This is a genomic window from Blattabacterium cuenoti (assembly GCF_014252015.1).
Lineage (GTDB): Bacteria > Bacteroidota > Bacteroidia > Flavobacteriales > Blattabacteriaceae > Blattabacterium > Blattabacterium cuenoti_U.
Map to the genome: position 1 here is coordinate 190,696 of NZ_CP059206.1, position 24,339 is coordinate 215,034.

General features: G+C 26.9%; 21 protein-coding genes. 9 read left to right on the top strand and 12 right to left on the bottom strand.

Annotated elements, in window-relative coordinates; translation table 11 throughout:
• Positions 1–5: 5 nt before the first annotated feature.
• The 8 genes from thrS to H0H50_RS00925 form a co-directional block, all read right to left on the bottom strand.
• On the bottom strand, positions 6–1,283 hold the full coding sequence (thrS, locus tag H0H50_RS00890) for a threonine--tRNA ligase (RefSeq protein WP_185867298.1): 1,278 nt from the start codon (positions 1,281–1,283) through the stop codon (positions 6–8).
• 36 nt (positions 1,284–1,319) lie between these two features.
• Entirely contained in the window at positions 1,320–2,066 is a 747-nt protein-coding gene (locus H0H50_RS00895; RefSeq protein WP_185867299.1) for an MIP/aquaporin family protein, read from the bottom strand.
• 10 nt (positions 2,067–2,076) lie between these two features.
• Complete coding sequence (gene glpK, locus H0H50_RS00900; RefSeq protein ID WP_185867300.1) at positions 2,077–3,579, bottom strand: glycerol kinase GlpK; 1,503 nt, start codon at positions 3,577–3,579, stop codon at positions 2,077–2,079.
• A gap of 18 nt (positions 3,580–3,597) precedes the next feature.
• The gene (locus H0H50_RS00905) at positions 3,598–5,205 is read right to left on the bottom strand and encodes a glycerol-3-phosphate dehydrogenase/oxidase (protein ID WP_185867301.1); all 1,608 of its coding nucleotides are present in this window, start codon (positions 5,203–5,205) and stop codon (positions 3,598–3,600) included.
• 99 nt (positions 5,206–5,304) lie between these two features.
• The gene (ffh, locus tag H0H50_RS00910) at positions 5,305–6,654 is read right to left on the bottom strand and encodes a signal recognition particle protein (RefSeq protein WP_185867302.1); all 1,350 of its coding nucleotides are present in this window, start codon (positions 6,652–6,654) and stop codon (positions 5,305–5,307) included.
• A gap of 20 nt (positions 6,655–6,674) precedes the next feature.
• On the bottom strand, positions 6,675–8,426 hold the full coding sequence (gene argS / locus H0H50_RS00915) for an arginine--tRNA ligase (RefSeq protein WP_185867303.1): 1,752 nt from the start codon (positions 8,424–8,426) through the stop codon (positions 6,675–6,677).
• Positions 8,427–8,436: 10 nt separating this feature from the next.
• Positions 8,437–9,498, bottom strand: coding sequence for a branched-chain amino acid aminotransferase (locus tag H0H50_RS00920; RefSeq protein ID WP_185867304.1), 1,062 nt, complete (start codon positions 9,496–9,498; stop codon positions 8,437–8,439).
• Between the two features lie 63 nt (positions 9,499–9,561).
• Positions 9,562–11,997, bottom strand: coding sequence for an alpha-ketoacid dehydrogenase subunit alpha/beta (locus H0H50_RS00925; RefSeq protein ID WP_238784214.1), 2,436 nt, complete (start codon positions 11,995–11,997; stop codon positions 9,562–9,564).
• Between the two features lie 160 nt (positions 11,998–12,157).
• Between H0H50_RS00925 and ndk the strand changes: the two genes are divergently transcribed.
• The 3 genes from ndk to H0H50_RS00940 all read left to right on the top strand — a co-directional run bounded on the left by ndk (position 12,158) and on the right by H0H50_RS00940 (position 14,042).
• Complete coding sequence (ndk, locus tag H0H50_RS00930; protein WP_238784205.1) at positions 12,158–12,616, top strand: nucleoside-diphosphate kinase; 459 nt, start codon at positions 12,158–12,160, stop codon at positions 12,614–12,616.
• A gap of 21 nt (positions 12,617–12,637) precedes the next feature.
• Complete coding sequence (locus H0H50_RS00935; protein ID WP_185867306.1) at positions 12,638–13,231, top strand: LemA family protein; 594 nt, start codon at positions 12,638–12,640, stop codon at positions 13,229–13,231.
• Between the two features lie 73 nt (positions 13,232–13,304).
• Positions 13,305–14,042: a TPM domain-containing protein gene (locus tag H0H50_RS00940; protein WP_185867307.1), complete on the top strand. Its 738-nt coding sequence runs from the start codon at positions 13,305–13,307 to the stop codon at positions 14,040–14,042.
• A 2-nt stretch (positions 14,043–14,044) separates the two neighbouring features.
• Here H0H50_RS00940 and H0H50_RS00945 read toward each other — a convergent pair whose 3' ends face one another.
• On the bottom strand, positions 14,045–16,717 hold the full coding sequence (locus tag H0H50_RS00945) for a valine--tRNA ligase (RefSeq protein WP_185867308.1): 2,673 nt from the start codon (positions 16,715–16,717) through the stop codon (positions 14,045–14,047).
• A 33-nt stretch (positions 16,718–16,750) separates the two neighbouring features.
• Here H0H50_RS00945 and H0H50_RS00950 point away from each other — a divergent pair, with 33 nt between their 5' ends.
• Positions 16,751–17,248 carry a dihydrofolate reductase gene (locus H0H50_RS00950; RefSeq protein WP_185867309.1) on the top strand — a complete coding sequence of 166 codons (498 nt, stop codon included), beginning with the start codon at positions 16,751–16,753 and terminating at the stop codon, positions 17,246–17,248.
• Positions 17,249–17,251: 3 nt separating this feature from the next.
• On the opposite strand, the gene H0H50_RS00955 is transcribed toward H0H50_RS00950, so the two are convergent.
• Positions 17,252–17,893 (bottom strand): bifunctional nuclease family protein, encoded by a 642-nt coding sequence (locus tag H0H50_RS00955; RefSeq protein ID WP_185867310.1) that lies wholly within the window; start codon positions 17,891–17,893, stop codon positions 17,252–17,254.
• 163 nt (positions 17,894–18,056) lie between these two features.
• Between H0H50_RS00955 and H0H50_RS00960 the strand changes: the two genes are divergently transcribed.
• Together H0H50_RS00960 and H0H50_RS00965 are read left to right on the top strand one after the other, a co-directional pair.
• Positions 18,057–18,671, top strand: a complete 615-nt coding sequence (locus tag H0H50_RS00960) for a hypothetical protein (protein ID WP_185867311.1) — start codon at positions 18,057–18,059, stop codon at positions 18,669–18,671.
• 94 nt (positions 18,672–18,765) lie between these two features.
• Entirely contained in the window at positions 18,766–19,749 is a 984-nt protein-coding gene (locus tag H0H50_RS00965; RefSeq protein WP_185867312.1) for a pyruvate dehydrogenase complex E1 component subunit beta, read from the top strand.
• Here the strand turns inward: H0H50_RS00965 and metF are convergent.
• Together metF and serS are read right to left on the bottom strand one after the other, a co-directional pair.
• Positions 19,743–20,705: a methylenetetrahydrofolate reductase [NAD(P)H] gene (gene metF / locus H0H50_RS00970; protein ID WP_185867313.1), complete on the bottom strand. Its 963-nt coding sequence runs from the start codon at positions 20,703–20,705 to the stop codon at positions 19,743–19,745. The two genes, H0H50_RS00965 and metF, sit on opposite strands and share 7 nt — an antisense overlap.
• Positions 20,706–20,718: 13 nt before the next feature.
• Positions 20,719–21,993, bottom strand: coding sequence for a serine--tRNA ligase (gene serS, locus H0H50_RS00975; RefSeq protein ID WP_185867314.1), 1,275 nt, complete (start codon positions 21,991–21,993; stop codon positions 20,719–20,721).
• Positions 21,994–22,082: 89 nt separating this feature from the next.
• Between serS and rsmA the strand changes: the two genes are divergently transcribed.
• Genes rsmA through H0H50_RS00990 form a run of 3 tightly spaced genes read left to right on the top strand, consistent with a single transcriptional unit; the run spans position 22,083 to position 24,334 of the window.
• Entirely contained in the window at positions 22,083–22,862 is a 780-nt protein-coding gene (gene rsmA / locus H0H50_RS00980) for a 16S rRNA (adenine(1518)-N(6)/adenine(1519)-N(6))-dimethyltransferase RsmA (RefSeq protein ID WP_185867315.1), read from the top strand.
• On the top strand, positions 22,859–23,722 hold the full coding sequence (locus H0H50_RS00985; RefSeq protein ID WP_185867316.1) for a bifunctional 5,10-methylenetetrahydrofolate dehydrogenase/5,10-methenyltetrahydrofolate cyclohydrolase: 864 nt from the start codon (positions 22,859–22,861) through the stop codon (positions 23,720–23,722). The genes rsmA and H0H50_RS00985 overlap by 4 nt, the downstream gene beginning before the upstream one ends.
• Positions 23,723–24,334 (top strand): 7-carboxy-7-deazaguanine synthase QueE, encoded by a 612-nt coding sequence (locus H0H50_RS00990; protein ID WP_185867317.1) that lies wholly within the window; start codon positions 23,723–23,725, stop codon positions 24,332–24,334.
• Positions 24,335–24,339 lie beyond the last annotated feature (5 nt).

The following is a 24,339-nucleotide window of genomic DNA, read 5'->3' on the forward strand; positions in this document are numbered from 1 at the left end:
CTTTTTTATAATAGCTTTATAGTTTTAGTTTTTAAATTTGTTTCATTCAAAATAGATTCTATTCCATTGGAAATAGAAAATATTCCTATATGTCCTAAACCATGACGTCGCAATGACATCATTTCATTTTTCTCCTCTTTATCTCCTAAAATTATCATATAAGGAATTTTATTTTCTTCAGAATCCCTAATTTTTTTATTAATTTTCTCGTTTCTATTATCAATAAACACACGAATATTGTAATTTAGCATCAAATTTAAAATTTTTTTTGCATAAACTATATATTTATCACTTATAGGAAGTATGACCGCTTGGTTAGGAACCAACCACAATGGAAGGTTTCCTTTTGTATGCTCTATCATAATGGCGATAATACGTTCTAAAGAACCAAAAGGGGCTCTATGTATCATTACTGGACGACACTTTTCATTATTTTTTCCTTTATAATATAAATCAAATCTTTCAGGTAGATTATAATCTATTTGAATCGTTCCAAGTTGCCAATTTCTTCCTAAAGAATCTTGAACAAGAAAATCTAATTTTGGCCCATAAAAAGCGGCTTCTCCATAATTGATAGATGCTTCTATTTTCTCCTCTTTAACTGCTTTTAATATCGCTTTTTCAGCTTTTTCCCAATTTATTTCTGATCCTATGTAATTATCTATTTTTTTAGGATCTCTAAGAGATATTCTCACTGTATATGTCAAAAAACCTAGAGAACGAAAAACATAAAAAACTAAATTAATTACTTTTTTAAATTCTTCTAATAATTGATCAGAAGTGCAAAAAATATGTGCATCATCTTGAGTAAAACATCTAACTCTAGTTAATCCATGAAGCTCCCCGCTTTGTTCATAACGATATACTGTTCCAAACTCAGCAAAACGTTTAGGAAGATCACGATAGGACCATTCTTGAGATCTATAAATTTCACAATGGTGAGGACAATTCATAGGTTTTAAAAGAAACTCCTCTTTTTTATGAGGTGTATGAATGGGTTTAAAATGATCCTCTCCAAATTTACTCCAATGTCCACTTCTAACATACAATTTTTTATGTCCTATATGAGGAGTTACAACCATTTCGTATCCTGATTTTTTTTGAACATCAATCAAAAATTCTTCTAAATTTTTTCTGAAAACTGTTCCTCTAGGTAACCATAAAGGTAATCCAGCCCCCACTCGATTAGAAAAAACAAAGAACTTTAATTTTTTACCTATTTTTCTATGATCTCTATTAGGATCTTCTTTTAAAGAAACTGATTCATTTTTTTCTTTATCCATAAAAATAAGTTACAAGTTTTTTCATTTTTATTTTATTTATGATGATAAAAATAAATGTAATGTTGCTGCTATAATACATCCTACAATAGGACCGAGTACTGGAATCAAAGCATAATCCCAGTTACTTTTTCCTTTTCCCGGAATAGGAATGAGAGAATATATAATCCTTGGACCTAGGTCACGAGCAGGATTTAAAGCAGCCCCTGTAGCTCCTCCTAAAGATAAAACAATTCCTAACACTACTAAAGTGGTAGGAAGTGCACCCAATGAGCCCAAACCTATAGGATATTTTTCTTCTTTAAAAAAAAGTGTTCCTTCTGTAGAGAGATATAAAGAAATGAATATAAAAATAAAAGTGGCTAATACTTCACTTAAAAAATTAGAAAATAAATTTTTTATGGAAGGAATAGTCACAAAAACAGATAATTTATCTTGTTTTTCTTGAGTTTCAAAGAAATGATCCTTATATAAAAACCATACGAATAAAGACCCTAACATAGCTCCAATAAATTGAGAAAAAATATAAAAAGGAACCAGATTCCAACTAAATTTTCCAATTATGGCAAAACTTATTGTAACACATGGATTTAAATGAGCTCCACTATAAGGTGCAGAAACTGTTATTCCCATAAAAACAGCTAGGGCCCATCCTATAGTAATAGTTAACCATTCTCCATTTTTGCTATGACCTTTAGTTTTTGATAAAATAACATTTGCTACCACCCCGTTTCCTAAAAGGACTAAAATCATTGTACCTATAATTTCTGCATATATTTTTGTCATTTTATTTTATTTATTTGATTTTCTTGGACCAAGAACGAGTTGTTTTAATTGCTCTTTTCCAACCTTTAATTCTTTCTAATCTACTAGACATTCCTTTTGGTTCAAAAATTTGTTCTAATTGCCATTTATCTTGAATATCTTTCAGACTACTCCAATAATTAACGGCTAATCCCGCTAGATAAGCAGCTCCTGCTGCTGTAAGTTCAGAAATTTTAGATTTAACAACTTTAACATTTAAAATATCAGATTGAAATTGCATCAATAATTTATTTACCGTAGCTCCTCCATCTACACGGAGTTCTTTTATAGAAATACCAGAATCCGCTTCCATAGCTTTCAGTACATCCATGTTTTGAAAAGCGATACTTTCTAATGCCGCTCTAACAAAATGAGCGGAAGAAGTTCCTCTTGTTATGCCCACAATGGTTCCTCTCGCTTTTTGATCCCAATAAGGAGCACCTAAACCGGAAAAAGCTGGAACCATATATAAACCTTCTGTATTGTCCACTGAAGAAGCTAATGTTTCTGCTTCATTTGAAGATAAGATCAGTCCTAGTCCGTCTCTAAGCCATTGAACAACAGCTCCTGCAATAAAAACACTTCCTTCCAATGCATATTGAACCTGATTTTTAATTTTCCAAGCAACAGTAGTAATTAAATTATTCTGAGAAAAAACAGGATTATCTCCTACATTCATTAACATAAAACATCCCGTTCCATAAGTATTTTTTACCATTCCAATTTTAGTACACATTTGACCAAAAAGAGCAGCTTGTTGATCTCCAGCAATACCAGAAATCGGTATTTTATGTGATAAAATATGCCCTGTTGTATAACCAAAAATTTCACTAGATGATTTGACTTCTGGAAGCATGTTAATTGGAATATTAAATAAATCTATCAATTCTTGATCCCAACTAAGTGTATGAATATTAAATAACATAGTGCGAGATGCATTAGTTACATCTGTAACATGATTTTCTTTTCCGGTTAAATTCCATATTAACCATGAATCTATAGTTCCAAACGCTAGGGATCCAGAATCAGCTCTTTTCTTCGCTCCGGGAACATTCTCTAATATCCATCTAATTTTTGTAGCAGAAAAATAAGGATCTATAATTAAACCTGTTTTTTTTCGAATCATTTCGGTTAATCCTTCTTTTTTAATTTGATCACAATATTTTGAGGTGCGTCTATCTTGCCATACTATAGCATTAAAAACAGGTTCACCCGTTTTTTTATCCCATATAACAGTAGTTTCTCTTTGATTCGTGATTCCTATTGATATAATATTTTCACCTTCTAAATTAGCTTTTAAAATAGCCTCTAAAGCAACTGAAGCTTGCGTAGACCATATTTCTTCTGCATTGTGTTCTACCCATCCAGGATGAGGATAAATTTGTGTAAATTCTCTTTGAGCTACAGAAATAATATTTCCAATTTTATCAAAAATAATAGCTCTAGAACTGGTAGTTCCCTGATCTAATGATAGCACATATTTTTTCATAAACATATAATAACTTTTCTACTATCAAATTTCCGGATAATAGTATTGCATAGCTAGTTTTTTGAAAGCAGCTACTTGTGATTTTTCCCATTTATCATCTCTAGAAAGTTCTTTAGCCATTAATGTAGCTACTCTAGGTGCTATATCTATTGCTTTTTTAGCATTTAGAAATAATAAACGGAACCTTCTTGCTAAAACATCTTCAATTGTTCTCGCCATTTCATAACGAACCATCCAAACTACTTCTGCTTCTGTATAATAATAAGAAGAAGAATTTTTTGAAATTAAGGGAACTCCTAATAATGGATTTTTTTCAATTAATTTTTTTATATGATATTCATCTTCTCCATATTTATTCCAATGATGATTCTGATTTTTATATGAAGAACAGGATCCATAAATTTTAAGATTTTTTGTTACAGAAGGTTTTTTGATTAATTTTCCTATATCAATTGCTTTATTTACGGTATCTTCCGCCATTTTCCTATATGTAGTCCATTTACCACCTATAACACTGATTAGTCCAGATGAACTAATCATAAGTTGATGGTTTCTAGAAATATTTTTAGTTTTAGTAGTATTATAAAAAGAATTATTAGGAACAAAAAGAGGACGTAATCCGGAAAATGCGCTTAGTATATCGCTTTTTTTTATATGAAGTACAAAATATTTGTTAAAAGTTTGTAATATAAAATTTATTTCTTCCTCTAAAGGTTTTGGTTCAAGAACACTTTTTTCTAAAAAAGTATCTGTAGTCCCCACTAAAACATGATCGTACCATGGAATACAAAATAAGACCCTTCCATCTGAAGTTTTTGGAATCACTATAGCATTTGAACTACTGAAAAAAGATTTATTCAACACAATATGTGTTCCTTGACTTGGTTTGATGAAAATAGAACTCGTAGATTTATCCATTATAGAAATAGAGTCAGAAAAAACTCCAGTAGCGTTTATTACTACTTTTGAAGAAATAGAATATTTTTTTTTAGTTTCAAGATCATAAGCTACAACTCCAGAAATTTTATCGCCAACTTTTTTTAACAAATTTTTAACTTGGAAATAATTTAATAATATTCCACCCTTCTGAACACAAGTCTGAGCTAAATTTATAGCTAAACGTGCGTCATCAAACTGTCCATCATAATATAAAATACCTCCTTTTAACTCATTACTCTTAATTTCTGGAAAATTTCTAACTATTTCAGTTTTGGATAAAAATTTTGATTTTCCAAAACTGAAAGAACCAGATAGCCATTCATACAGTTTTAACCCAGTCCAGTACATAATACCCATTTTCCAACTGAAAACTGGAATAATAAATTTTTGTTTTTTTACTAAATGAGGAGCATTTTTTAGCAAAAAACCTCTTTCTCGCAATGCTTCATAAACTAATCTTATATTTCCTTGAGCTAAATATCGTATGCCTCCATGAACTAACTTCGTACTACGACTAGAAGTCGCTTTAGAAAAATCAGATTGTTCTAATAGAAGTGTTTTATATCCTCTGGAAGAAGAATCTAAAGCTATTCCTAATCCAGTAGCTCCTCCTCCAATAATAATAACATCCCAAATATTTACATTTTCTAAAACGCTCAAAAACCTATCTCTATTTAAAAAACCTTTCATCATGTTTAATCAAATTTCAAACGGAATATCTTATTGGGATTTTTAAAATATTCAATAAACAAAATTAAAAATATTTTCAATAAAAGAAAATTTTAATTAAAACTATACATCATTTCCTTTATTAATTATTTGATGTATAAAATCTTTCAAAATTTTTTTTCCTGAATGAGCATGAATTTTTTTCATAATTTTACTCATATCATGAAATTGTTTCAAAAAAATATCTATATGATTCAATGTGATCCCAGATCCTTTAGATATTCTTTTTTTTCTCATTATATCAGTTAAAATTTTAGGATTATTTCTTTCATAAGGAGTCATAGAATGAATAATGGCTTCTACTTTTTTTAAAGAATCTTTTTGATTTCCATCAAAAGAAAAATATCTATCGATTCCAGGGATCATAGAAATAATATTTTTTAAATTTCCTATTTTTTTGACTTGTTGAAGTTGCTCTAGTAAATCATTAAAATCAAAACTATTTTTTAAAATTTTTCTATAAATTTTTTTAGTTTTTCTCTCATCAAATTGTTCTTGCACTTTTTCAACTAAAGAAACTATATCTCCCATACCTAAAATTCTATTAGCTATTCTGTCTGGATGAAAGACTTCCAAATCTTCTATTTTCTCTCCATTACTAATAAATTTTATAGGTTTTTTCACTACACTAGACAGAGTTATAGCAACACCACCTTTACTATTTCCATCTAATTTTGTTATTACAACCCCATCAAAATTTAAAACTTTTGAAAAAGATTGAGCCGTATTTATAGCATCTTGTCCTGTCATAGCGTCTACAATAAATAAAACTTCATCTGGTTTAAAATTTTGATAAATTTTTTTAATTTCTTCCATCATCATTTTATCTATTGCTAATCTTCCAGCTGTATCAACAATAATTACATTTCTCTTTTTTTTATAAGCATAGAGAATAGATTTCTCCACAATTTCTATAACATTTTTACTTTCTTTTAAAGAAAAAACAGGGATATTTACTTTTTCTGCAATTAATTCCAATTGATCTATAGCTGCAGGACGATGAAAGTCTGCAGCTACCAGTAAAGGATCTTTACTTTTTTTTCTTAAAAAAAAAGCAAGTTTAGAGGAAAAAGAAGTCTTTCCACTTCCTTGTAATCCACAAAGTAAAATAATAGCAGGATTATTAGAAAGATTCATTTTTACATTTTTTTTTCCCATAAGAGAAACTAATTCATCATATACTATTTTTGTAATTAATTGCTTAGGATTTAAAGAAGTAAGTACTTTTTGCCCAATAGATTTTTCTTTAACTCTTTGGATAAAATTTTTAGCTATTTTATAATTAACATCTGCATCAATGAGCGCTCGTCCAATTTCTTTTAGAGAGGATGCTATATTGATTTCTGTAATTGTATTATGTCCCTTCAAAATATGAAGAGCTTCAGAAAATTTATTTTGTAAATGTTCAAACATAAAATATACATATATTTTTTTTACATACGATCAAGCATTTTAATGCCTAATAAATTCATACCAGATTTTAAAACATTTCCTGTTACATGAATAATATTCATACAAATATTACTATGAATTACGTTTAAAGGATCTATTAATTTTTTATTCTGATAAAGATGGTTAAAAATTTTAGATACTTCATAAATATAATTTGCTATTAAAGAAGGATTTAAATTTATCGCTGATTTTTTTAATATCAATGGATATTTTTTAAGAATTTTAATCATGTTTTTTTCATGCACATCAAATTTTATATTTGACCAATAGTAATTAAGTAATGAACATAATTTAAAAAAATTACGTTCCAAAGAACGAATTCTTGAATAAGTGTATTGAATATATATCCCGGTTTTTCCTTTAAAATCTATAGATTTTTCAGGATGAAAAACTATTTTTTTTCTGGGATCTATTTTAAGAAAATAATATTTCAAAGCTCCTAACCCTATGATTTCAGCAGATTTTTCCTGTACTTTTTCTTTCGAATATTTTCTTAAAAAATTTTTCTTTGCAATAGAAAACATTTCTAAAATGAGGCTATCAGCATATATAACATTTCCTTCTCTAGATTTCATTATTCCACTAGGTAAATATACCATTTCATAAGATAAATGAGATAATTTATTTACCCACATATATCCTAAACGTTTCAATATATGAAAAAGAACTTTAAAGTGATAATCTTGTTCTTTTCCTACAATATAGATCATCTGATCTATATCATATTTTCTTAAACGTTCCACAGCGGTTCCAATATCCTGAGTAATATATACAGAGGTTTGATCAGATCGTAATAAAAGTTTTTGATCAAAACCTTCTTTCATTAAATCAACCCAAATGGATCCATCTTTTTTTTGAAAAAAAATTCCCTCTTTAAGACCTTTTTTTACAATTTTTTTTCCTATTTCATAAATATCACTCTCATATTCTACTTCATCAAAAGTAATTCCTAATTTTTTATAAGTTTCTTCAAAACCATTATAAACCCATTTATTCATTTTTTTCCAAGTATTTCGAATAATAGAATCTCCAGATTCCCATTTTTTTAATAATATTCTAGCTTCATTCATCATCGTAGATGGAATACTATCTTTTGATTCATGAGTTTCTTCACGATAAATTTTATCAAATAGACTATAATATTTTCCTACAAAATGATCTCCTTTTATTTTTACACTATCAGGTGTTTCTCCTTTTCCAAACTTTTTCCAAGCTATCATAGATTTGCATATATGTATTCCTCTATCGTTAATTATTTGAATTTTTATTATTTCATGACCAACCATTTTTAATATTTCAGCTATAGATGCTCCAATGAGACTATTTCTAATATGTCCTACATGAAGGGGTTTATTAGTATTAGGAGAAGAATATTCTATAATGATTTTTTTAGATGGATATTTTAAATCATAAAAATTGGTATTTAACATTTCTTTCAGAAGATGAATATAATAATCATTTTCAAAAATAAAGTTTAAAAAACCTTTAATAATAGAAAATTGAATTAGTCCTTTTAATTGATATTGTACATAATTTCCTATATCTTTTCCAACTTTTTCTACAGGTTTTTTTAACTTTTTGGATAAAGGAAATAAAATCAAAGTAATATCCCCTGGATATTCTTTTTTAGTATATTGAAAATCCAAATCAGGATAAGAATCTAACTTATATAAAACAAATATGGATTCTTTGACTATTTTTTCTACAGATTGAAATTGAAAATGATCATTCATAGAATGATTTTTAAAAATTTTTTTTTAATTTAACCCTCCATCCAAAAGGATCATCTGATAAATTATGTTGTATATCTAACAATTTTTTCTTTAAATAAAAAGATATTCTTTTTTCTTCTGCAAGATTCGGTAAACAAAAATCGTTTCCTTTATAACTAATTGTTTGAAAATCATTTATAACAGCAGCTGTTCCACAACCAAAAGCTTCTTTCAAATTCCCTGTTTTTAACCCTTCTATAATTTCTGCAACACTTAAATTTCGTTCTTCTACAAAAAAACCTTCTTTTTCAGCTAAAGAAAGAATACTTTTACAAGTAATTCCGCTTAATATATTATCATTAGCTTTTGGAGTTATAAGTTTATTTTTTAAATAGAAAAAAACATTCATAGTGCCGGATTCTTCTATCATTGTGTGAGTAGAGGAATCTGTCCATAATATTTGATCAAATCCTTCTTCATTAGCAAGTCTAGTAGGATAAAAAGAAGAAGCATAATTACCAGCAGCTTTAGTAAATCCAACACCTCCTGATGCAGAACGGCTATATTTTTCTTCTATTTTAATTTTTAAAGGATGTTTATAATAGGCATCTGCAGGAGTAGATACAATCATAAACATGTAATCTTGAGATGGTTTAGCAGATAAAACACCATTAGTAGCAATTAGAAAAGGACGGATATATAAAGATTGGCCATAATTTTTTGGAATCCAATCCCTATCTATATCTATTAATTTTTTTAATCCATTCATGAAAATATCTTCTGGTATAATAGGCATTTCTAAACGGTTAGCAGATCTATTGATCCTTTTAAAATTTTCTTTTGGACGAAATAAAAAAACTTCTTCGTTTTTATCTTTGTAAGCTTTCATTCCTTCAAAAACAGCTTGTCCATAATGAAAAACAAGAGATATAGGGGAAAACATTATATTTCCAAAAGGTTTAATAATAGAATTTTTCCATTCTCCATTTTTAAATTCAGAACAAAACATATGATCCGAATATTGATTTCCAAATACAATATGATCAAAATCCATTTCTACAATCCTTGATTGTAAGGTTTTTTCTATTTTCATAAAATTAAAAAACATAATAACATTAGTAAAACAAATATAATAAATAATAAAACACTTAATTATCTAACTATCATGCATTATTTTTAATACTTTTTCTACTATATTTTCAACAGAAGGTTTGGAAAAATAATCTCCATCTGATCCATAAGGAGGACGATGTTCTTGAGCTGTAATGGTAACAGGTGGATAGTCTAAATAATAGTACCCATTTTGTTCTTCTAATATTTTTTGCAGTATATAAGCAGAAGCTCCTCCTGGAACATCTTCGTCTATAATCAATAATCTATTGGTTTTTTGTAAACTTTTTACAATATCTTTTTGTAAATCAAAAGGTAATAAAGATTGAATATCAATGATTTCAGAATCTATGTTCATCTTATACAGTTCCTTTGCAGCTTCATTAACAATCCTCCATGTAGAGCCGTAAGTTACCATAGTTATGTCTTTTCCTTTTCTTGTTATTTCTACTATTCCAATAGGTGTTCTGAATAAACCTAAATTTTTAGGTAATTTTTCTTTGATTCTGTATCCATTAAGACATTCAACAATCAAAGCAGGATCATCTCCAGACAATAAAGTGTTATAAAATCCAGCCGCTTTTACCATATTTCTTGGAACAAGCACTAAAACTCCTCTTAAATAATTAATAATTCCACCCATTGGAGAACCTGAATGCCATATTCCTTCTAAACGATGTCCTCTAGTTCTAATAATCACAGGAGCTTTTTGGCCTCCTTTTGTTCTATATTGCAAACAAGCGAGGTCATCACTCATGATTTGTAAAGCGTATAAAATATAGTCTATATATTGAATTTCAACTATAGGACGAAGCCCTCGCATCGCAAGACCTATTCCTTGACCAAGGATAGTAGACTCACGTATTCCTGTGTCAAAAACTCGTATTTTTCCATATTTTTTTTGTAACCCTTCCAATCCTTGATTAACATCTCCTATTTTTCCTACATCTTCTCCAAAGATTAAAAGATCAGGATGTAACTCCAACAATTTATCAAAATTTTCTCTTAATACAATTCTTCCATCTACTTCAAAATTACTATTATACACAGGAAAAACTTCTGTTATTTTTACGGAAGCTTTATCAGAAATACTATATAAATGTGAAGAATAATTTTCATGTTCTTCATGATATTTTTTTTTTATCCATTCTATAAGATGATTTTTTGTATAAGATTTTACTTCTGACAAGAGATATAATATTTTTCTAGCAATACGAAATATTGATTTCTTTGTATAATAATTTTCAGTTATATTTTGTAATTCTTTAACATATTTTTCAATATATTTTTTGATCCATTTTTTATCTGCATAAATGTCTTGCATTTTATATAATAAAATACTTAAAACTTCATTTCTAATTTTATTAATAGGTTTTTGAAATGCTTTCCAGGCTTTTTCTTGTTCATTTTTAACATATTCTTTAGCTTCTAAATCTATTTGATCCAAATTATCAATACTGGCTATTTTACAACAATTTTTTTTATGAATTGAAAAACTAAAATTCAGAATCCAATCCCTAAATTTCTTGATTCCATCATGATTCATCTCCCATTTTAAACGTTCTTTTGATTTATATCTTTCATGAGAAGAAGAAGTAGAATGTCCTTGAGGTTGAGTTAGATCTGTAACATGTATAATTACGGGAACATGTTCATAACGAGCTATCTTATCCGCTTTTATATATGTTTTTGTAAGATCTATATAATTATATCCATTTACACGAATAATTTCTATTCCTTTTTCTTTTTTACTTCTGTGAAATCCGGATAAAAGATCGCTAATATTTCGTTTTGAAAATTGATATTCATTTGGAACTGATATTCCATACTCATCATCCCATATGGAAAGTACAATTGGAATCTGTAATACTGAAGCGGCATTCAACGTTTCCCAAAATAAACCTTGAGAAATACTAGCATTACCAATAGTTCCAAATGCCACTTCATTTCCATTATGAGAAAACATTTTATGTGTTTCTTTTAAATTTTTTAATTCTTTATAAATTTTGGAAGCTTGAGCTAATCCCAATAATCTAGGCATTTGAGCGGCAGTAGAAGAAATATCTGCACTAGAATTTTTTTGTTGAATAAGATTTTTCCAATCCCCATGCTTATTTAAATAACGTGTTCCAAAATGAGCCGTCATCATTCTACCAGACGAAACAGGTTCTGCTTCTAAATCTGAATGTGCGTATAATTGCGAAAAAAAATTTCTTACAGTTAAAACTCCAATAGCCATCATAAACGTTTGATCCCGATAATATCCAGATCGATAATCTCCATTTTTAAAAACTTTTGCCATAGCTAGTTGAGGAATTTCTTTTCCATCTCCAAATATTCCAAATTTAGCTCTTCCATTTAAAACTTCTTTACGACCTAAAATGCTAGTTTCACGACTAATTCGTGCTAATTTGTAATCATCTAAGACCATTTTTTTAAACGAATTAAAAGAGGTTTCCTCTTTGTAATCATCTAAGACCATTTTTTTAAACGAATTAAAAGAGGTTTCCTCATCATCATTATATTTTTTTTTGTTTAAATTCATAAATTATCATTTTTTTAGATGAAAATACAGGAATTTTCATTTATGAATTTCTTTATTTAATTTTAAATGTTATTTTCATTTATAATCTAATGAACAAATGAACATGATAGATATAGATCATATGTTTGGAAAAATTACTCTTTCTATTATAAAACCAGATGCGGTAAAAAAAGGACATATTGTCCCTATTCTATCTGAAATAATTCACGCTGGATTTAACATTATAGCGATTAAAATGACAGAACTTTCTATAAAATCAGCTCAAATATTTTATGCAGAACATCAAAAAAAGTTATTTTTCGAATCTTTAATAAAGTTTATGTCTTCTGGTCCAATTGTATCTGTAATATTAGAAAAAAAAAATGCAGTAAAAGATTTCAGAGTTTTAATAGGGAATACAAATCCAGTATACGCAAAAAAAGGAACTATACGATATTTATATGCTACTTCTTTGGAAGAAAACGCTATACATGGATCTGATAGTGATCAAAATGCATTTAAAGAATGTTTATTTTATTTTTCTCATAGAGAAATTTTTTTTAAAAAAGATTTGTAATTAATAAAATTTTTTTCTTGTATGAAAAAAAATTTTCTGATAGTCATTTTTATTTTAATATCTGTAACTGTATTATGGATAGCTAACACATACAATCAATTAGTAAAACTTAACGAAAATATTAAAACACAATGGGGTCAAATAGAAAATGTTTATCAACGTAGAGCTGACTTAATTCCTAATTTGGTAAATACGGTCAAAGGATCTGCCCAATTTGAAAAAAATACATTAAATCAAATTATAGAAGCTAGGGCAAAAGCTACCTCTGTTTCTGTAAACACAAATGATTTAAATCAAAATCAAATAAATCAATTTCAACGGGGACAAGATCACTTGAATAATTCTCTTAGCAGATTGCTCTTGATTATGGAAAATTATCCTAATCTTAAGTCTACGCAAAATTTTTATGAGTTACAAAATCAATTAGAAGGAACAGAAAACCGTATTAATGTAGAAAGAAATCGTTTTAATGATAAAGTAAGTAGTTTCAACACTTATAGAAACCAATTCCCAAAAATTATAATTGCAAACTTTTTTTATCAATTCAAAGAAAAAGGATATTTCCGATCTCAAATTGGATCAAAAAAGTCTCCAATTATAGATTTTTCTAATTGAGTAAATCCGATTTTCATTAATTTTTAAGTAGATCAGATAGATTGGATTCAAAAATAATCAATTCAAAAAAATCATGAAAAAAATTATTCAATCTATTTTAATTATTTTAATTTCTTTTTACATAAATTCAGTACAAGGACAATTTAATATACCAGAACCTCCCAAAAAAATATATCCTGTACAAGATTATGCAAAAGTTTTATCTGAAAAACAAATAGAAAGATTAAATAAAAAACTGATTTTATATTCTCAAATAACATCAACAGAAATTTTAGTTTCCATCATTCAGAATCTTCATGGAGAAGATCCAAATTTATTAGCTTATCAATGGGGGGAAAAATGGAAAATTGGAAAATTTCATAAAAATAATGGAATAATTATATTATTGTCCATTCATGATAGAAAAATATCTATCCAAAATGGATATGGAATAGAACCTTATATTACCGATTTTTTAACGATAAAGATTATTAATAAAATAAAACCTGTATTAAAAAATAATCTTTATTATCAAGCTATAGATTATGGAACTCAAGAAATATTTAAAATTTTAAAAAATAAGCATAAAAAAAAACTGAGTAAAAAAATTTTTTCCATATGGAATTTATCAATTAATATTAGTATTTTGTTGATTGTGTTTTTTTTATTTTATTTTTTATCTATGGAAAAAACAAGATATAATTCATTATTAAGTACATTATTTTTAACGAATTTTTTATTCAGAAATAAAAATTCTGATTATGATGATAATTTTGACGGATTCGGAGGTGGAGGAAATTTTGGAGGAGGAGGTAGTAGTAGTAGTTGGTAATTTTATCTATTTTTTTTTAAATACTCCAAATATTTTTTTAGCTTAGTGATTTTATTTAATGTATCATTTTCTTTTTTTCTTTCTTTCAAAAGTAAATTATTTGAAACAGAAGTAACATATTTATCATTATACAAATTTTTTCTAATAATAGATAATAAATTACAAAAATATTTAATCTTATTCTCAATTTTAATAATATCCATATGGTTAGAATAATATTTATTATGGTCTAACTGATCTAAGGATAAAAAAAATTGATCTGTATCCAAAAAAAAGGAAAAAAATGGAATGTTTTCGGGTTCTTTCAATACAGGAATTATTTTATCTAAATTAGCTAATTTTAATATAATGGGATCATATTCTTTTTCTTCTTTATCCTTTTTTCTCATAGAAAATAAAACAAGACTTTTTTTATGAGGAATATGATTCCTATTTCTAATATTACGTATTTTAGATATTATTTCGGTAGCTTTTTCAAAATAAACTAAAATATCATAATCATAAGGCTTCTTTTTAGGCCAAGAAGAAATAATTAAAGCTTCTTTTGGTTCTCTTTTTCTAATAAGATTCCAAATTTCTTCTGAAATAAAAGGCATATATGGATGTAATAATTTCAATATTTTTTCAAAAAATTTTAAAGCATTTAAATAGACGATTTCTGGTACAGATTTATCTTTATCTCCATAAATAGGTTTAATAATCTCTAGAAAATAGGAACAAAAATCATACCAAATAAATTTATATAAAATCATTAATGATTCATCCAATTTATATTCTTTGAAAGAATTTTCAAAAACATCCAAAATATAATAAAAACGATTTTTTAACCATTTAATAGCAAGTAAAGAATAATCAGGTACATACTGATTATTTGTTATTTTCCAACTTTGAATTAAACGAAAGGCATTCCATATTTTATTAGAGAAACTTCTCCCTTGTGAACATATTTTTTCTTCAAAATGAAAATCTTTTCCTGCACTGGTTTTGAGCATAAGTCCCATACGAACAGCATCGGCTCCATATTGATTAATTAAATCCATAGGATTTGGAGAGTTATTTAATGATTTTGATATTTTTTTATTTTTATAATCCCTAACAATTCCAGTAAAATAAACTCTTTTAAAAGGTTTTTCATGTTTTAATAAAAAACCAGACATAATCATACGTGCAACCCAAAAAAACAATATGTCTGAACCTGTTACTATCTCTTCAGTAGGATAATAATAAGTAATTTCATGATTATAAGGATTATAAATTCCATCAAAAACAGATAAAGGTAATAACCAAGAAGAAAACCAAGTATCTAAAACATCCGGATCTTGCCATATTTCATTATAACTTAAATATGGATTTTTACTTTTACATCTTGCTTTTATCAACGCTTTTTCTAAATTTTCTGCAACTACAAAATCATTAAGTTTTTTTCCATAATAATAGACAGGAATACGATGCCCCCACCATAATTGTCTTGATATATTCCAATCACGAATTTGACTCATCCATTGAAAATATATCTTATGAAATTTTTTTGGATAAAACTTAATATCTCCATTTTTTACTGCTTCTATAGCAGGAATAGACATTTTTCTCATTTTCAAAAACCACTGAAGAGATAATCTTTGTTCTACTACTGATAAAGTTCGTTCCGAAAAACCTATTTTATGATTAAATTTTTCTACATTTTTTATAACTTCCAATTTTTTTAACTCTTCTATAATTTTTTTCCTTACTTTAAAACGATCCATCCCTTGATAATGAAGAGCTTTTTCATTTAAAGTTGCATTTTCATTGAAAATATCTATTATTTCTAATTTATGTTTATCTGCTATATTTTTATCATGTATGTCATGAGCCGGAGTAATCTTCAAGCATCCAGTTCCGAAATTTTGATCTACATATGAGTCTTGTATAATTGGAATATATTTATTTATTATTGGAACTTTAGCATATTTACCTTTCAAATGAGAATAACGTTTATCATCTGGGTGAAAACAAATAGCTGTATCACCAAATATGGTTTCAGGACGAGTAGTAGCTATAGTAACATAATTTTCTTCTCCTTTTATTTTATATTTTAAATAATAAAGTTTTCCAATATGTTCTTTATAAATAACTTCTTCATTAGAAAGTGTAGTTTTAGCTTCTGGATCCCAATTGACGACATTATAACCTCTATATATGTATCCCTTTTCATATAAGTCTACAAAAACTTTCGTTACAGATTGAGATAATTTTGGACTCATTGTAAATTGAGTACGATTCCAATCACATGAACATCCCAATTTTTTAAGTTGATCAAAAATAATGTTTTTATGTTTGTTAGACCATTCTATAACATGACATAAAAATTTTTCTCTTCCCATAAATATCTTAGATAATCCTCTTTTTTTTAGTTGATGAACAACTTTAGCCTCTGTAGCAATGGATGCATGATCCGTCCCCGGAATCCAACAAGCATTATATCCCTTCATTCTGGCATATCTAATTAAAATATCCTGGATTGTATTATTCAGCATATGTCCTATATGAAGAACTCCAGTCACATTTGGAGGAGGCATCACGATAACATAAGGAATTCTATCATCAGGATAAGATGAAAAATAATTTTCTTTCATCCAATAATGATATCTTTTTTTTTCCACGGATTTGGGATCGTATTTAATTGGAATATCCATAAATTTAAAAATATAAAAAAAATTGAAATAATCATGAAAATTGTTCTAATTGCTGCAGTTTCAAAAAATGGATTTATAGGGAAAAATAATAAATTAATGTGGCATTTACCCAATGATTTAAAACGTTTCAAAAATTTAACTACGAACGAAATAGTAGTAATGGGAAGAAAAACTTTTGAATCTATTGGAAAAATACTTCCGGAAAGAAAAAATATTATACTGACAAGAAATAAAATAAACTTCTTATACTTAAGAAATAAAAAAAATATTAGTATTATTTCTTCTCTACAACAGATAGAAGATTTGACATACAAAAAAATATTTGTTATAGGAGGAGAAAAAACATATGCCTCAACAATTGAAAAAGCACATACTATTGAATTAACATTAGTTCATAAAAAATTTCATGGAGATGCTAAATTTCCAAAAGTAGATACAAAAAAATGGAAAAAGATATATGAATTTTTTTATGAAAAAGATAAAAATCATTTATTTAACTACAGTTTTATTAAATTTGAAAGAAAAAAGTAATCATTATCTTCTGTCCAATTCTTTTTTTATTCGTGCCGCAAGTTCATAACATTCATTGACAACTGCATGATTTAATAAAGCATTCAAATCTCTTTCCGTCATATTTTCCAAATCTTTTTGACTTTTTTCTTTAAAAAAAAGAATACCGCTATTTTCTATTCCTGTTTCTGATACATCATGTTCTCTATCAATAGGAAATCCATTCTCAAAATAAATACCAGCTTTATCAAAAATTTCTTTTGTTGTATAAATAGGAGCTTGAAATCGCACTGCTAAAGCAACAGCATCTGATGTTTTCGAATCTATTTTATGTTCTTTTTTTTCTATTTTATTTCCTTCTTCTTTTATACTATCTCCTTCCAATAAAATATAAGAAAAAAATATTCCATTTACCAGTTTATATATAACTACTGCTTTTAATCTAATATGAAATTCTTTTGCAAAAGAAAGAAATAAATCATGTGTAAAAGATCTGGATGGATCCCTTTTTCCTAAAGCAGAAGCTATAGACTGAGCTTGAAAACTCTCTATAATAATCGGAAGTTTTATTCTTCCAGATTCTTCTTCAAGCAATAAAACATATATACCAGATTGTATTTGACTTAAGGATATTCCCCGTATAGCTAATCTAATAAATTGATCCATAGGAATATATAAATTATAATTATCTAACTTCTGCAACCAAATATCCTAAATTTGGTAGGATGTATTTCTCATTTGTTATTCCATTAATCAATATAATAAAATTCTTATTATTATGTAAGAATTTTTTTTATATATTTAATAATAATATTAAAAAATTTTTATTATGAACACTTCTTTTAGATTTTTGATACCAACAATTTTTGTAGCGTTAGGATTTATTGTTTCTTGCAATGATGATAATATAACTTCTGCAGGGGAAGAAGAACCTGGCGTGAATAAGAATACCCCTACAACTATGGAAACTCCTTCTACTACAGATCCTCCACCCACTATAGCTTCAAATTCAACTTCATCTACTACAACAGAAAAAGATCCTGAAAATCCTGATAATTTTAAACTAGAAGATATAGATCCCGAAGATTTATCTATAAAAATTAAAGAAGTAGGAGATAAAATAGAAGAATTAGAAAAAGAAAATGCAAAACATTATGAAGAATACTCTCAAATGGTAAAAGTTCAAAAAAGAATCTTGGATGAAATTATAAAAAAAAAGAAGATAATGAGATCTAAGACTGTAGGGTCAGAAGAAGAATTACAAGCTAAGAAAGAATTTGAAGATCACAAAAAATATGGAAAAGAAAAATTAAAACTACTTAAAGAAAAAAACGTTATTTTATATCATTTAATAAAATCAATAGCAGCAGCTAAAAATGAACAAAAAAATTTACAAAAAAAACAAGAGTATTTCTTAAAAAAACAAAAAGAAAATCAAAATTAAATATATAACGGAATAACGGAAAAGAAAGTATATACTTTCTTTTCCGTTGTTTTTTTTTATGAATTATGAAAATATGAAAAACTGAATTATGATTATGAAAGAAAAAAGTTTTCGTGAAGTGATAGCAGAAGCTATGAGTGAAGAAATGAGAAGAGATAATACAGTTTATCTCATGGGAGAAGAAGTGGCTCAATATAATGGAGCTTACAAAGCTTCTAAGGGAATGCTAGAGGAATTTGGCCCCAAAAGAATTGTTGATACACCTATATCAGAATTAGGATTTTCTGGTATTGGAGTAGGTTCTGCTATGAATGGATGTAGACCCATTATTGAATTTATGACTTTCAATTTTTCTTTAGTTGCTATGGATCAAATTATAAATAATGCAGCAAAAATACGTTATATGAGTGGAGGACAATGGGATCTTCCTATAGTTTTTAGAGGACCTACTGGTTCAGCCGGACAACTAGGAGCCACCCATTCTCAATCTTTTGAAAGTTGGTATGCTAGTTGTCCTGGATTAAAAGTAGTTATTCCATGCAATCCTTACGATGCAAAAGGTCTTTTAAAATCTGCTATAAGAGATAATAATCCAGTAATTTTTATGGAATCCGAACAAATGTATGGAGATAAGATGATGATTCCAGATGAAGAATATATTATCCCTATTGGAAAAGCAGATATAAAAAAAGAAGGAACTGACATTAGTTTAGTTTCTTTCGGAAAAATCATGAAAACAGCTTTAGATGTAGCATCTAAATTAGATGAAGAAAATATTAGTGTAGAAGTAATAGATATTCGTACCATACGTCCATTAGATTATGAATCCATTCTGTTTTCCGTAAAAAAAACTAATCGTTTAGTAATTTTAGAAGAATCATGGCCTTTTTCGTCTATAGCTTCTGAAATTTCATATTTCATACAAAAAAAAGCATTTGATTATCTTGATGCACCTATTAATAGAATCACTTTGTTAGATACTCCAGCTCCTTATGCTTCGAATCTAATAAAGATTTGGTTTCCTAATGAAGAAAAAATAATCCATGCTATAAAGAAAACACTTTATTTAAATCAATAAATAGCTTGAACAATTTTATAAATATTTTCTGGTCTATCCATGGTATAATAATGAATAACTTCCACTCCAGAATCTTTCAATTCTTTAGATTGATGAATAGCCCATTCAATTCCAATATGAGATACATCTTTTTTATCTTTTGCCTTTTCTACTTCTTTTGCTAATTCATTGGGAATATTTAAATAAAAACGAGATGGAAGACTATTTAATTGTTTTTTAGAAGAAATGGGTTTAATTCCAGGTATGATAGGAACATAAATTCCTTCCGTTCTACATTTTTTTACAAAAGTAAAAAATTTTTTATTATCAAAAAACATTTGAGTTACTATGTAATCAGCTCCTGCATCTACTTTTTTTTTCAGAAAAAATAAATCACTTTCTATATTTGGAGCTTCTAAATGTTTCTCTGGATATCCTGCTATTCCAATACAAAAATCAAATAATGGAGATTCTTTTTGTTCAACAAAAGTTTTATCTAGATATTTTCCTATATTTAAATCTTTAACTTGTTTGACTAGTTCTAGTGCATATTTGTGTCCATCTTTTTGCGCAATAAAACTTGTTTGGGATTTGAGAGGATCTCCTCTAAGAACTAAAACGTTATCTATTCCTAAAAAATTCAAATCTATTAAAGCATTCTCTGTCATTTGTTTATTAAATCCTCCACAAATTAAATGAGGAACTGCATCTACTCCATATTTATTCATAATAGCTGCACAAATCCCCACAGTTCCTGGACGTCTAGAAATTTTTCTTCTCTGTAAAAGCCCATTATCTTTTTCTACATAAATGAATTCTTCACGATGATAAGTAACATCAATAAAAGGAGGACAAAATTCCATTAATGGATCTAAAGTAGAAAAAATATCTTTTATATCACGTCCTCTTAAAGGAGGTAATATTTCAAAAGAAAATAAACTTTTTTTTGCTTTAGCTATATGCTCTATCACTTTCATAACATAAAAATTTTTACTTTATATGATCAAATTCTGTATAAGGAACTAAAACTTTAGGAATATTAATTTGATTTTCAGTTTGATTATTTTCTAATAAAGCAGCCATAATTCGTGGCAAAGCTAAAGCGCTTCCATTAAGTGTATGACACAATTCTATGTTACCTGTAATAGTTTTATATCTGATATGTAATCTATTAGATTGAAAATTAGTACAATTTGATATAGAACTAACTTCTAGCCATTTTTTTTGTGCTATAGAATAAACTTCAAAATCATAAGTTATAGCAGAGGAGTACCCAAGATCTGTTCCACTTAAACGTATAAGACGAAAAGGTAAATTTAAAGATTTTAAAATATGTTTTACATGCAAAATCATTTCTTCCAAATAATAAGAAGAAGTATCTGATGTAGTTATTTGAATAATTTCTACTTTTTCAAATTGATGTAATCTATTTAATCCTCTAACTTTTGCCCCATAAGAACCTGCTTCTCTTCTAAAACAAGAAGTATAAGTAGTGGCTTTAATAGGAAGATCTAAATCTGTAAAAATTCTATCTCTATAACAATTCATAATAGGAATTTCTCCAGTAGGAATCAAATAAAAATTATCTTTTTCTATGAAATACATTTGATTTTTTTTATCCGGAATTTGTCCCGTAGCATATCCAGATTTCTCATTAATAAGATAAGGCAAACTATATTCTTTATACGAAGCTTGTATGTTTTGATCTAGAAAATATTGAATTAAACTTCTTTGTAATTTGGCTCCTTTTCCTATATAAACTAAAAAACCAGAACCACATATTTTTGTCCCTAAATTTGAATCAAATAAACCAAATTTTTTTGATAATTCCCAATGAGGTAATGGATCTATAATGGGTGAATGAATTTCTCCTTCTTGAAAAAGTATATCATTTATTCCATAATTTTTTTTTACTTTTTCATCCGGAATATTAGGAATTTGATTTAACTTATTTTCTAAAATTTTGGAAATTTTTTCTAATCGTAGATTAATATTTTTTCTTTCTTTTTTTAGAAAAGTAGATCTTTCTTTTAAAGATTTTATTTGATCATCATTCTTGTAGTTATATAAGCTTAAAATTTTACCTATTTTTTTTGAAATAAAATTCTCTTTTTCTAATATTTTATTTAGAACATTTTGAATTATTTTTTTTTTTTCGTCTAAAATCAATATTTCATTTATTAAATGAAATTCATGAAAATTACGTTTTTCTAATCCCAATAAAATTTTTTCTTTATTTTTTCGTATAAAAGAGATTTGAAGCATATCATTTTGCTATACGTTACGAATTATTATTTATGATATTATCATGTACACATAGACAAGATACAAATAATATTTTCTATATTTGCACAATGCGAACGCATAAGTTTTTTTTTAAAAAAAAATTTGATCAATATCTTTTACAAGATAAAAACATAGCTAAAAAAATTGTAAACCATCTTTCTTTTGAAAATTATAATACAGTAGTAGAAATTGGTCCAGGATTAGGCGTTTTAACTCAATATTTATTAACTAATCCATATAATCATGTTTTTTTAATAGAAATTGATGAAGAATTCATTTCTTTTTTAAAAAAAAATTTTTCAATTTCTAAAAATCAAATTATTCATAGAGATTTTCTAAAATGGAATCCTGAAGAAATAAATTTGCAAAATTTTGCGATTATTGGTAATTTTCCCTATAATATTTCTTCTCAAATATTATTTCATATATTAAAATATAATCAATATATTCCAGAATGCGTTGGTATGTTTCAAAAAGAAGTAGCAAAACGGATTACATCTCATAAAGGAAAAAAAACTTATGGAATTTTATCAGTTTTAATTCAAACATTTTATGATGTAAAATACCTTTTTACTGTAAAAGAAAAAGTATTTCTTCCTATACCCAATGTACAATCTGCAGTGATTTCTTTAAAAAGAAAAAATGAAATTATTTACTGTAATAAAAATATGTTATTCCAATGTGTTAAAACAGCTTTTAATCAAAGAAGAAAAAAGTTGAAAAATTCTTTACAATTATTCAAACATATTCCAAATTTTCAAAAAATACCATTTTTAAATAAAAGAGCAGAAGAATTATCTGTAAAAGAATTCCTTCAATTAACAAAAGAAATAGAAATTAGGAAATGACTACTCAATTATTAGATGGAAATTTAATAGCTAAAAAAATAAGAAATGAAATATCCAAGATTATAGAAGAGAGAATATTAAATAAAAATAAACGAATTCCTCATCTTGGTATTATTTTAACAGGAAATCATAGTTCTAGTATAACGTATGTTAATCATAAAATTAAAGAGTGCCAAAAAATTGGAATAGAGTCTTCCTTAATCCATTTACCTCTAAATAGTTTAGAGGAAGAATTATTGGAAGAAATAAAAAAAATGAATAAAAGTCCATTAATAGATGGTTTTATTGTACAATTACCTTTAGAAAAACATATTAATCAAGATAAAATAATTTTATCTATCAATCCTAAAAAAGATGTAGATGGGTTTCATCCTGAAAATTTTGGTAAAATGGCTTTGGATATGAAAGCTTTTTTTCCTGCTACTGCATTAGGAATATTAACTCTTTTGGAGAGATATAAAATTAAAATATATGGAAAACATACTGTAATAATTGGTAGAAGTAGAATAGTAGGACGACCAATTAGTATACTTATGAGTAGAAAAAATTATCTAGGAAATAGCACAGTAACCCTTACTCATAGTCAAACTCCAAACATAGAATATTATACTAAACAAGCTGATATTATTATAGTGGCAGTAGGAATCCCAAGATTCCTTAAAGGAGGAATGATTAAAAGAGGTGCTATTGTTATCGATGTTGGAATCCATAATCATGAAAAAAAAATATTAGGGGATGTTGATTTCGATACTGTTTACGGAAAAGCTTCTTATATTACTCCTGTTCCAGGTGGAATAGGACCTATGACTCGTGTTATGCTATTAAAAAATACTTTAATAGCAGCATTAAATAACAGATAAATGAAAGAAATAAGTTATCCTATAAAAGAATCATTTTATTCTATTCAAGGAGAAGGGCATTATTATGGAATTGCTGCATATTTTATTCGTTTTGAAGGATGTAATATAAAATGTGATTGGTGTGATACTAAAGAAAGTTGGAATATAGAAAAGAAAGATTTTGTTTCAATTCATAAAATTCTTGCTAATATTAACAATTATCAAGTTAAAACAGTTATAATTACTGGAGGAGAACCTATGATGTGGAATTTATATCCTTTAATTAAAAAACTCAAAAAAAAAGGATATCGTATTCATATTGAAACTTCAGGTTCTTATCCTATAAAAGAAAAATATATGGATTGGATTACAATTTCTCCTAAAAAAATAAAACTTCCTCTACAAGAAAATTACAGAAAAATTAACGAATTAAAAATTGTTATTTCGGAAGAGAATGATTTTTTATTTGCGGAAAAACAAGCAACTTATGTTGAAAGTACTAATTGCTTGTTATTTTTACAACCCGAATGGACTAATATTTTTAGTATTCTTCCAAAAATAATTTCTTATATTAAAAAAAATACAAAATGGAGGATCTCTCTTCAAATTCATAAAATATTAAATATTCCTTGAAAAAA